Origin of the sequence: Rhodococcus sp. ZPP (assembly GCF_017656075.1) — a bacterium.
Classification (GTDB): domain Bacteria; phylum Actinomycetota; class Actinomycetes; order Mycobacteriales; family Mycobacteriaceae; genus Rhodococcus_F; species Rhodococcus_F oxybenzonivorans.
The window spans coordinates 4,848,436-4,859,024 of the sequence record NZ_CP058638.1; the positions used below are offsets into that span (position 1 = coordinate 4,848,436).

The window sequence follows — 10,589 nt, forward strand, 5'->3', positions numbered from 1 at the left end:
GGCCACTCACTGCGCGAAGTGAAAAGTTCAGTCCTGCTTTCAACACTACTTCATACGACTCCTATTCGTGGCGTATTCCGAGACCCTGGGATAGGCGAAAATGGTGGATACAATCCCGGCGGTCGTATAACGTGGTTGAAACTCCGGAGTCGACACCAGCGATAATCTGGAATCCGTTAGTTGCGATGTCTAATGCTGCGGACAGACTTTTCAATGGTGATAGGAGGATTGTGGTTGACCTGTTGGATGATTGGTCAATCCATTATGCCTTCTCGTCCATCAAGGATCAGCTTGAAGTGGCGTACGCCCGATTATTCGGTGTTGCAGATGTAGTCACGGCGAATTCAGAGGGAACGGCATCGCTGGCCAGGCGGTTTGGACGTAATGATGTCAAGTTGATTACGAATGGGTGCGATCCGGATCGGTTCTCCGATCAATCATTGGCATCGGGTCCGATTACCGTGGGCTACGTAGGCAAGATTGGGAATCGAGTGGACCTTGATCTCGTGTTAGCCGTAGCGGCTGCTTTGCCCGAGGTTGACTTCGTTTTCGCGGGTCCTATCTTGGACGAGCAGTACCGCCGTCCATTGCAGCGAGTTCCGAACATCAAACTTCTCGGCGATATACATTACACCGATGTTCCAGTTCTCTTGCAATCGTTCGATATCGGCTGGGTTCCGCACAGGGTAGGTGAATTCGAGGTTGGTGGCGACGTTATTAAAACCTACGAATACCGCGCAAGTGGGCTCCCTGTGTTGACGACGCCCATCGCTGGAGCCGGTACCAGAGGACTCTCGTTCGTTCATGTAATTGAAGCCAGTAGTCAAGCAGCGTGGATATCAAAATTTACGGCGGGTCAAGAAAGAGTCACTCGTCTGCCCGAGAATTTCCCGTTGGAACACACCTGGAAGGGAAAGGCTGAAGAGCTATTGGAGGCTCTGAAAGTCGAAGCGTGCTGACCACATGTTAGGAGAAGACCGCGTCCTGCAGGAGGGATTGAATTTGATTGATGTAATCGTAGTTGCGTACCGCACCGGTGATGTTTTGCCTAGATGTCTCGAGTCGATTCGTGCCGACCCAAGTGTTGGGCACGTCTACATTGTGGATAATTCGCCTGGACATCCGCTTGGAGTTTTGCCGAGTGAAGGCGTAACGATTGTCGAACCTGGGGAGAACCTCGGATTTGGAAACGGCGTAAACGCGGCTGCGCCGCTGGTTTCGACCGAATACGTAGCAGTGGTGAACCCTGATTTAGTCGTGCAGAAAGGGGTGTTTGGTAAGTGTGTCAACTTTTTAGATGAGAATCATGGCGTCGGTCTTCTGTCGCCGCGTGTCTATGTCGACGGATCTCTGTTTCGTACCTCAGAGCACGACGCTTCTTTGCCGCGATATCTATCGCACCCGGTCGGGTTAGGTCGTATCTTCGGTGTTGAGCGCCCAACGCGGCATCACTATCGAACGCACGAGACGGATGCAGTTAATGGGGCGTTCATAATTGCTCGTACGTCCGCACTCGAACAGATCGGGTGGTTCGACAAGTCGATCTTTCTGTTTGGCGAAGAGATCGACATGTGTCGGCGGCTTCGTCGTTCCGGTTGGAAAGTTGTCTATCTTGCTGACGGCCGCGTTGATCACTTGGACGGATACTCAGCGGCCCGTGAGGATGACGTAGTCATTCGCCAGCTGAGAAGAAGCGCGCGGGTCGAACAGTTGCGTCGCGCGCGAGGCGTCTGGCAGGCTCGAGTGTATTCCGTATTGTTGGGCCTGCGCCCCTGAAGGGCAACTCGGTGCTCCTTCAGGGCCGCGTCGACCGTTCGTCATGTTGGGAATCGCAAGCGGTTTCGGTTACGGCGCCGATGGGTTTGGTTTGCTTTATTGCATGCTTGCGTGCAATAAAGTCTGTTCGTATCTGCCGCACACGACGTCCCAGGTAAAGTGCTCAGCCTGCCGTGTTCGAGAATTCGTACTCAACTGTTGCTGCATAACGGAATTGGCAAGGACTGTCTCTAGCGCTGCGGCGATTGCAGTTGGATCGGGCGCAACATACTGTCCCTTTGGACCGAGAACTTCACGATTGAACACGGTATCTCTTGCAATGACTGGTGCTCCGCACGCCATCGCCTGGACGAGGGCGGGGTTCGTGCCTCCTACGCTGTGGCCATGGAAGTAGGCACCAGCATGCTGCCAGAGCGAGAAAAGGAGGCTGTCGTCGTTTACGTGCCCGAACCAGTGGACTCGTGAGTTCGCTGTGGCGAGAGCTTCGACTCTGTCGTCGAGTTCGCCCCCGTATCCAGAGGAACCAACGATCGCGACGTCCCATCGGTCGCTCAGTGTTTCGGCGGCGTCGAGGAATTCGGCCACCGTGTTTTCTGGTACGAAGCGGGCGACCATCAGGGCATAGGAACGATGGCTTAGTTTGTCGACGGGATTCAAGTTGCCAGGATCGGTACCACCATAGGGAATGTAGATGCCATCGCGCCCGAAGTCGTTTGCCCATCTCCGGCCGATCTCGGAAGAGTCGTATACCAGGTGGTCACCGAATCTGGCGGTCATGTTTGCACCCCCACGGAAGACGGCCTTTGCCGGCCTGCCCCACTTGGCGCGCTCCCACTCGATCCCGTCAACGTTGATGACTGTGGGAATCCCCTTCGCTTTTAGCGCGGGCAACCAGTATCCATTCGCAACGTTCATGACTAGAGCGACATCTGGAGCGTGGCGGAAGGCATGAGCTGTTGATGTTAGACCGTACGACAGAGTGCTCAGCGACTTACTCTCAATGCCCTTCGTTACGATCGTTCGTACCCTCGGATCAAGGTTTGGGTCTTCTGGCGTCGTTGATCCATGGCGACCGTAGACGGTGACATCCCATCCTCTGTTCGTCAGGTACGGAGCCAACTGTCGAAGTAGCGTTTCGAAGCCGCCGTAGTAGCTGGGATAGCCACGAGTTCCAATAATCGCAACTGATTTGCGCACGGGGCTTGTCCTTTGGTCGATTGGGCAATGTACGTCGCTTTCACACGCACTCCGCGTCTCAAGGCGTCGGCGGACCGATTGGGATTCTATGACGTGAGGCGCCATGTGCGCGACCAGCTCTGCCCGGAGGCCGATGCGCGGACCGTGAGTTTATGACGTAAGATTCTTGTTGCCACCGGATTTGTCTCTACCGGTTTCGCAGCGTTTGGCTCGGACAGCGCCAGCCGAACTGACTATCGAGGGGACCCATGCGGATTGTCGTTACCGGTGGTGCCGGTTTCATCGGATCGAATTTTGTCACTGCAACCGTTCGCGATCGCCCGGATGTGGAGGTCACTGTCCTTGACGCGCTCACCTACGCAGGGTCGCGAAAGTCGCTCTCCGCCGTGGAGGATCGTATCCGCTTCGTCCAGGGAGACATTGCCAACGCAGCTCTTGCAGACCAGCTCGTCGCTAACTCGGATATGGTCGTGAACTTCGCTGCCGAATCCCACAACGACAATTCGCTTGTTGACCCTTGGCCGTTCGTCCAAACGAACATTGTCGGTACGTACACACTCCTCCAGTCAGTGCGTCGACACGGTGTTCGTTACCATCACGTATCGACGGACGAGGTATACGGAGACCTCGAGTTGGACGATCCTAAAAAGTTCACTGAACAGACGCCGTACAACCCTTCGAGCCCGTACTCGTCCACGAAAGCCGCCTCGGACATGCTCGTGCGTGCGTGGATCCGATCGTTCGGTGTTCAAGCGACATTGTCGAACTGCTCTAACAACTATGGACCGCGTCAACACATTGAGAAGTTCATTCCCCGGCAGATCACCAACATTCTCACTGGCGTGCGCCCGAAGCTGTATGGCGGTGGAACGAACGTCCGCGACTGGATACACGTCGACGACCACAACGCGGCAGTTTGGCGGATCATCGAATCGGGTCAGATCGGGCGGACCTATCTTATCGGTGCCAACGGTGAGCTCGACAACCTGTCTGTCATTCGCATAATCCTAGAATTGATGGGCAGAGACCCAGAAGACTTCGATTATGTGGCTGACCGAGTCGGTCACGACCTGCGATACGCCATCGACTCGTCCTCCCTTAGTGGCGAACTTGGCTGGTACCCGCGCTATACGAACTTCCGCGAGGGGCTTCAAGCGACCATCGACTGGTACCACAACAACCGTGGATGGTGGGAGAACGAAAAGGACGCTGTTGAGGCGCGCTACCAAGCACAGGGGGCATGACGATGGAAACACGTGACCTGAAGGTAGCTGGGGCTTGGGAAGGCACACCAAAAAAGATCGGCGATGACCGTGGGCTTTTCCTTGAGTGGTTCAAAGAACCTGCATTCGTGAGGGCAGCTGGGCACACGTTGAACCTCGCACAGGCCAACTGCTCCGTCTCTGCCGCGGGCGTATTGCGGGGCATCCACTTCGCGGACGTTCCCCCCGGTCAAGCCAAGTACGTCACATGCGTAAAGGGGGCGGTTCTGGATGTAGTCGTCGATATCCGCGTCGGCTCGCCAACATTCGGAGCGTGGGACTCAGTGTTACTAGACGACAAGGATCGCCGCGCTATCTACTTGCCTGAGGGTCTCGGCCACGCATTTCTCTCATTAGAAGACGATTCGACGGTCGTGTACCTCTGCTCATCCGGCTATGCGCCCGAACGTGAGCATGGAATCAATCCCCTCGATCCGGAAATCGGAATTGAGTGGCCGACGACCTCGCGGGCGGGATCGGCCCTCGAGTTCACTCTTTCAGAGAAGGATTCATCGGCGCCGTCTCTGTCCGAGGCAAGGGATAGCGGGCAGTTGCCCAGGTACGGCGAAGTGAGGGAGTGGATCGACGGAGCCACCCGTCGGCAAAAATCCGTCTCTATGTCTGATGTGAAGGAGTTCGGGGTATGAGGGGAATTATCCTCGCCGGCGGTTCCGGTACTCGGTTGCACCCGATTACAATCGGCATCAGCAAGCAGCTCGTACCCGTCTACGACAAGCCGATGATCTACTACCCGCTCTCCACGCTAATGCTCGCGGGGATCCGTGACATCCTGGTGATCACCACTCCGCACGACGCCGAACAATTCAAGCGCCTACTCGGTGACGGTTCAAAGTATGGAGTCGACCTCACATACATCGCACAGCAGGAGCCGAACGGACTCGCGCAGGCATTCGTGCTCGGCGCTGACCACATCGGCAACGACTCCGTGGCGCTGGTTCTCGGCGACAACATCTTCTACGGTGCCGGCCTCGGGCATCAGCTCGGAAGGTTCGATCACCTGGACGGTGGGGCAATTTTCGCCTATTGGGTTGCGGATCCATCCGCCTACGGAGTGGTGGAGTTTGACGACCGTGGCCGAGCACTCTCGCTCGAGGAGAAGCCCTCAACACCAAAGTCCAACTTCGCGGTGCCCGGTTTGTATTTCTACGATAATGATGTTGTGGAGATCGCAAAGCACCTCCGTCCCTCGGACCGCGGTGAGTACGAGATCACTGACGTGAACCGCGCATACCTTGAGCAAGAACGCCTCCGGGTAGAGGTTCTCCCGAGGGGAACCGCCTGGCTCGACACCGGGACGTTCGACTCGCTGCTTGAGGCGTCGAACTATGTCCGCACCATCGAGCAACGGCAGGGTCTCAAGATCGGCGCGCCTGAAGAAGTTGCCTGGCGACAGGGTTTCATTTCCGACGACGAGTTGCGATCGCGAGCAGAGCCGCTGGCCAAATCCGGTTACGGGCGCTACCTGTTGGAGTTGCTCGAGCAGAGGTAGAGCATGACTTACCGCCTGACGAGAGTTCGGAGCCGCTAAGTCGATGACGACGATCGACGATCACAACTGGAAGAGCACAATGACCACTCGTATCGCTGTCTTTGGGACCGGCTACCTAGGGGCGACGCATGCTGCTTGCATGGCGGAACTCGGGCACGACGTCCTTGGTGTGGACGTCGATTCTGCAAAACTAGCCAAGCTAGAAGTCGGAGAACTGCCGTTCTATGAGCCGGGTCTCGAGGAAGTGTTGCAACGCAATATTGCTGCAGGTCGGCTGCGTTTCACTTCTTCGTATGACGAGGCAGCAAATTTTGCAGACATCCACTTTCTTGGTGTCGGAACCCCGCAGAAAAAAGGCGAGTTCGCCGCCGACCTGAAATACGTCGACGCCGTTATCGCCGGTTTGGCGCCATTAATCACCTCCCCCGCAGTGATCTTCGGCAAGTCGACCGTTCCTGTGGGTACCGCCAATCGGTTGGGTGAATTGGCGCGGAAGCTGTCGCCAGCGGGGAACGACCTAGAGGTGGCCTGGAATCCGGAGTTTCTCCGAGAGGGATTCGCGGTCCAGGACACTCTGCATCCTGACCGCCTAGTCCTGGGAGTCGACCGCGATCGTCCGGGACGCGCCGAGGATGTTGCGCGCGAGGTCTACTCAACACTTCTTGAGGAAGATATTCCCTTTATCGTCACGGACCTGGCGACGGCTGAACTCGTCAAGACGTCAGCGAATGCTTTCTTGGCGACGAAGATTTCCTTCATCAACGCAATTTCCGAGGTCTGTGAGGCGGCGGGCGCAGACGTCACGGTGTTGGCGGACGCGATCGGCCATGATGCGCGGATCGGTCGCCGATTTCTGAATGCCGGGGTCGGATTCGGAGGAGGCTGCCTGCCCAAAGACATCCGGGCCTTTATGGCACGTGCGGGAGAACTCGGTGCAGATCAGGCCCTCACGTTCCTACGCGAAGTCGACAACATCAATATGAGGCGTCGCACCCGTATGGTCGAACTGGCCCGCGAAGCCTGCGGGTCATTGCTTGGAGCACGTGTCGCAGTGCTCGGAGCTGCGTTCAAACCCGACTCAGATGACGTGCGCGACTCGCCAGCCCTTAACGTCGCTGGACAGATTCAACTACAAGGCGCTGCAGTCACTGTGTACGACCCCCGAGCGATGGAAAATTCACAAGCATTGTTTCCGACACTCAGTTACGCGAAGACCGCGTTGGACGCCTGCGAGGGTGCGGATGTGATTCTTGTTCTGACGGAGTGGCCTGAGTTCAAAAAATTGCAGCCGGGGGACCTCGACGCGGTGGTGCGCAAGCGCGTACTCATCGACGGACGAAACTGCCTTGATCCACAGCAATGGCGGGACGAGGGATGGTCGTACCGCGGATTAGGACGTCCGTAGCGTGGAGCGCAGCGGTATGTCGGCAGAGTGACTTGTGTGGCCGATCCGCCCGATGGTGTGGAGTAGGTAAAGTTGGTGCAGCGGTTCATTTTTGTACTGGTCGCCGCGGTTCATATGTTCGGGCTCGCCGTTGCTGGTCTCGGTGGGATGGGCTATTTCGTCTACTCCAAGTCTCGCATCGACCCCGTGAAACCGGTCGATGCGATTATCGTGCTCGGTGGCGAGCACGATGGGCGCGAGGAATACGCGATGGAACTCGCAAGAAGTGGTGTGTCAAGAACCGTGGTGCTGTCGAATGCCTACGGGACCAGGAACCAGAGGATGGCAGTATTCTGCGCTACTAAGGACACCCGATTCACCGTTAGTTGTATCCCACCGGTTCCCGAAACCACACGAGGGGAAGCGCAATTCACCCGCCAACTCGCCGAACAGCATGGGTGGAACAGCGTCCTAGTAGTCAGTTGGCAATACCACCTACCGCGAGCGCGATACATCTTCTCTCAGTGTTTCGATGGGGAGATCATTATGCGTCCCGTCCCGCGCGCGTACAATTTTAGCCTGGCCGAATGGGAATATATGTATCTCTATCAGACAGTCGGATTCGCCAAGGCATTCGTACAAGGTTCGTGCTAGCGGGTCTGACCCGGGAGCTTCTCGAAGGCAATGCTCCCCACATCGGCCAGAATGTATCCAACAATTGCCATCGATACCCCGGTTAGTGCGGTCCAGCCGGCCAATAACAGGGTTCGACGTCGCGATCGTCGCACGCCGCCACGTTCAAGCGCCCCAGCGGCCAACACCGAAAATGGGGCCACGGAACCGAGGAATCCGACGCCGAGAAATGCATAGCCGTCGCCACTACGGCCCGTCGCCACTACGATACCGAGGAAAAGGCACGCGCATGATGTCAGCGCCAGCACAACTCGGTCAACGCCGACTCGCGGACCCAGCACTGCCACGGCGGAGTAATGCAGCAACGCTCCAGCGGCGCCTCCTGCCGCCGCCCACCACACATAGTCGATCGAGGTCGAGGCGTTCATTGCACATGCTTCCGCGCGCGACTGGCGCTGCCGGAGAGAGCGACCGCGAACGTCCTGCCCACCCAGGCCGCGAAGACAGCTAGAATAGGCGTCACCAGCAGATACACCACGCCCACACGGGGAGACGTGAGCGTGACGCCTTGCACCGCGAAGAAGCTGAACGTGGTGAAGCCGCTCATGACACCGAAAAGCAGGAAGGGTCGAACCAGCGCAATGGGGCCGTGCGCGCTGGCCGGAACGGCACCGAACAACAGTCCGAAGGCGAAGCAACCCATCACGTTGATCGCGAAGGTGGTGAACGGAAACTCGTCGATATCATCAGGCCACCAGCGCCACAACTGATAACGCGCAGCGGCGCCCACCGCGCCACCCACCATGACGGCGAGCAGCGTGGCGGGCCGCAGCTTCGTATCGATCGCTCAACCTCCGCAGACGGGAACGTTGACGGTCACCGTCGGATCATCCACCAACGGCTGGACAGGTACCCGAGCCTCACCGGGCACGGTCGGTTCCGTCAGCTCGTACTTCACTTCGGTCGTGGCGCCCAGCCGGATAGGGACGAGGGTGTCGAACACCGGATGCCCCAGCTCCTTACCGGTGAGGAACATCGTCGGCTTCCCGTCGATGGTCACGTTCCGGAGCTGAGCGCCCTGGGTGGCGAGAAGCGACAACGCAGACACATTGGTGCCCTTGGGCACGTTGAGGGTGTTGATGAAAGTGCCCGCCACATAGTCGGGGAAGTCCGCAGAAGGCACGGTGTTGGTCAATCGCACCGTCACCGTGGATCGTCGCGTGTCACCCTCACAGCTCTCCGCCGTGTAGTCGATCTCGCGCGTCAGGTAGTAGTCGAGCTTGCCGCCCGCCTGGTTGTTGATCACCACGCCGGCGAAAGGGGCGGGGTCTTCGGGAACAGTGTGTCCGAGCGGGGTGTCCGCCAGAACAGCCTGCTCGTCCGCGTGGGCGCTCCACACTGCGATGCGTCGCTCACCCACACCGCGGCCCAATGCGTCGAGCAACTTCTGCGGTGAAGTGATCTGGCCGGTCATCTTGTCGATTACACGCGCGGCGACGGTCTGCAGATACTGCTTACGGGCGTTGTTGTCGTTTGCGAAACGCACGTAGGAGGTGGATTCGGTGAGTTCGACGACGTTGTCGGCGTTAATCACCTCGCCGTCCGGCATGGTGACAGGTCCGATGGCGCCGAGAACATAGCTCAGGGCTACCGGGTCGGTGGCGATGGCACCGTCTACCTGCTCACCCGAATCCTGCGCCCACAGCGATTTCCAGATCTGCGCGGCGTACGGGAAGTGCGAGCTGAGATTGCTGTTGCGCGAATCCGTGGTGGGGCGGCTACGTCCGTACTGGGCGGCGAACTCCGGACCGAGATCGAGCGGTTGACTATTCATCGGCAGGTCGGAGTTGCGGCCCAGGCTGTCTACCCGCGCCACCCCGTCGTTCGCGCGAACGACGCCGTATCCACCCAGCAGGCCACCGGTACCGCGAGCCTCAGCGTTGGTCTGGAATGCCATGAAATAGCTGCGGGGGCCGTCGGCACCGAGCATGCCCGGTGCGATTTCAGCGGCAATTGCGGTGTTACCGAGAAGTTTCGCTAATTCTTCGGTTTGTACCTGAAGTTGGGTTCTGGCATCGATAACAGCGTCGAGGTACGCAGGCTTCGAGATATTCTGTGCCTCGATATCCAATTGCTCAGCGGCAGCAGCTGTCTCGCCGAGTACGGGGACGGCATCCCGGAGTGGCTGCAGGTTTACCTTCCCGCCGGCGGCGATCAACTCATTAGGAGCCAATGAGGTTCCTGCGGTTACCGCCGGTGTGAGCACCTTTGACGTGAGACCCTTTACGACGGCCGAGATTTGCTGCGACGTTTCGAACGGGCTTCCCAGCCACGGTACGGCCGCCGCGACGCTCCACGGGATCGAGTGGGTGTTGTCGAAGGCACGCGACGCGTACTTGTCCGCATCCGCCGACGAACGCTCCGCGTCAACTGGATTACCGTCCAGTAGGGCGTCTTTCGCGAGCTGCGCGTGCTGCCGAGCCTCGGTCAGATTTGCCTGTGCCTCGCGGGCGGTGTAGCCGAGCCAGGCCCCGAAAGCCACCACGACCAGGGCCGCAACCGAGCCGCCAGCGATAATTCGGCGCCGTCGTTTGTAGGCTTTGCTGCGCACCGTGGTGCGCTTACGTACACGCCTGGGGGCGTCTGCTGGGCGAGTCGCGTCCTGGGGGTCAGGAATCTCGTCTCCCGATGTGCCCGTGACGTTGTCATCCATGCAGATCGGCTCCTGTCTAGTCGGTGGGGTGAGCGTAGCGTGAAGTGCGATGCTCGTCCGACCTCAGGTAGAGGACAGCTCTTCGGCAAAGTATTGTGCCCCTAATAGAACCCG

General features: G+C 58.4%; 11 protein-coding genes. 7 read left to right on the top strand and 4 right to left on the bottom strand.

Going from position 1 to position 10,589, the window contains the following annotated elements; translation table 11 throughout:
* Window positions 1-230: 230 nt before the first annotated feature.
* Window positions 231-959 (top strand): glycosyltransferase, encoded by a 729-nt coding sequence (locus HYG77_RS22560; protein ID WP_244373059.1) that lies wholly within the window; start codon window positions 231-233, stop codon window positions 957-959.
* Between the two features lie 4 nt (window positions 960-963).
* Entirely contained in the window at window positions 964-1,776 is an 813-nt protein-coding gene (locus tag HYG77_RS22565) for a glycosyltransferase (protein WP_208960684.1), read from the top strand.
* A gap of 96 nt (window positions 1,777-1,872) precedes the next feature.
* On the opposite strand, the gene HYG77_RS22570 is transcribed toward HYG77_RS22565, so the two are convergent.
* Window positions 1,873-2,973, bottom strand: coding sequence for a glycosyltransferase (locus HYG77_RS22570; protein ID WP_244373061.1), 1,101 nt, complete (start codon window positions 2,971-2,973; stop codon window positions 1,873-1,875).
* 248 nt (window positions 2,974-3,221) lie between these two features.
* Between HYG77_RS22570 and rfbB the strand changes: the two genes are divergently transcribed.
* From rfbB to HYG77_RS22595, 5 genes are all read left to right on the top strand, one after another.
* Window positions 3,222-4,217, top strand: a complete 996-nt coding sequence (gene rfbB / locus HYG77_RS22575; RefSeq protein WP_208960686.1) for a dTDP-glucose 4,6-dehydratase — start codon at window positions 3,222-3,224, stop codon at window positions 4,215-4,217.
* Between the two features lie 2 nt (window positions 4,218-4,219).
* On the top strand, window positions 4,220-4,882 hold the full coding sequence (gene rfbC, locus HYG77_RS22580) for a dTDP-4-dehydrorhamnose 3,5-epimerase (RefSeq protein WP_208963487.1): 663 nt from the start codon (window positions 4,220-4,222) through the stop codon (window positions 4,880-4,882).
* Window positions 4,879-5,745 carry a glucose-1-phosphate thymidylyltransferase RfbA gene (gene rfbA / locus HYG77_RS22585; RefSeq protein ID WP_208960687.1) on the top strand — a complete coding sequence of 289 codons (867 nt, stop codon included), beginning with the start codon at window positions 4,879-4,881 and terminating at the stop codon, window positions 5,743-5,745. Before rfbC ends, rfbA begins: the two co-directional genes overlap by 4 nt.
* 79 nt (window positions 5,746-5,824) lie before the next feature.
* Window positions 5,825-7,150, top strand: a complete 1,326-nt coding sequence (locus HYG77_RS22590; RefSeq protein WP_208963488.1) for a UDP-glucose/GDP-mannose dehydrogenase family protein — start codon at window positions 5,825-5,827, stop codon at window positions 7,148-7,150.
* Between the two features lie 75 nt (window positions 7,151-7,225).
* Entirely contained in the window at window positions 7,226-7,783 is a 558-nt protein-coding gene (locus tag HYG77_RS22595; RefSeq protein ID WP_244373063.1) for a YdcF family protein, read from the top strand.
* On the opposite strand, the gene HYG77_RS22600 is transcribed toward HYG77_RS22595, so the two are convergent.
* From HYG77_RS22600 to HYG77_RS22610, 3 genes are read right to left on the bottom strand one after another with little or no spacing between them, the layout of a single operon-like run.
* Complete coding sequence (locus HYG77_RS22600; RefSeq protein ID WP_208960688.1) at window positions 7,780-8,190, bottom strand: hypothetical protein; 411 nt, start codon at window positions 8,188-8,190, stop codon at window positions 7,780-7,782. The two genes, HYG77_RS22595 and HYG77_RS22600, sit on opposite strands and share 4 nt — an antisense overlap.
* Window positions 8,187-8,567, bottom strand: coding sequence for a CrcB family protein (locus HYG77_RS22605; protein ID WP_208960689.1), 381 nt, complete (start codon window positions 8,565-8,567; stop codon window positions 8,187-8,189). Before HYG77_RS22605 ends, HYG77_RS22600 begins: the two co-directional genes overlap by 4 nt.
* Before the next feature lie 42 nt (window positions 8,568-8,609).
* Window positions 8,610-10,475, bottom strand: a complete 1,866-nt coding sequence (locus tag HYG77_RS22610) for a DUF4012 domain-containing protein (protein WP_208960690.1) — start codon at window positions 10,473-10,475, stop codon at window positions 8,610-8,612.
* Window positions 10,476-10,589 lie beyond the last annotated feature (114 nt).

Excerpts from the sequence above, each read along its gene's own strand:
- rfbA (WP_208960687.1), top strand. The coding sequence starts at position 4,879 with ATGAGGGGAATTATCCTCGCCGGCGGTTCCGGTACTCGGTTGCACCCG.
- HYG77_RS22565 (WP_208960684.1), top strand. The coding sequence starts at position 964 with ATGTTAGGAGAAGACCGCGTCCTGCAGGAGGGATTGAATTTGATTGAT.
- HYG77_RS22605 (WP_208960689.1), bottom strand. The coding sequence starts at position 8,567 with ATGGTGGGTGGCGCGGTGGGCGCCGCTGCGCGTTATCAGTTGTGGCGC.
- HYG77_RS22610 (WP_208960690.1), bottom strand. The coding sequence starts at position 10,475 with ATGGATGACAACGTCACGGGCACATCGGGAGACGAGATTCCTGACCCC.
- HYG77_RS22590 (WP_208963488.1), top strand. The coding sequence starts at position 5,825 with ATGACCACTCGTATCGCTGTCTTTGGGACCGGCTACCTAGGGGCGACG.
- rfbB (WP_208960686.1), top strand. The coding sequence starts at position 3,222 with ATGCGGATTGTCGTTACCGGTGGTGCCGGTTTCATCGGATCGAATTTT.
- rfbC (WP_208963487.1), top strand. The coding sequence starts at position 4,220 with ATGGAAACACGTGACCTGAAGGTAGCTGGGGCTTGGGAAGGCACACCA.
- HYG77_RS22600 (WP_208960688.1), bottom strand. The coding sequence starts at position 8,190 with ATGAACGCCTCGACCTCGATCGACTATGTGTGGTGGGCGGCGGCAGGA.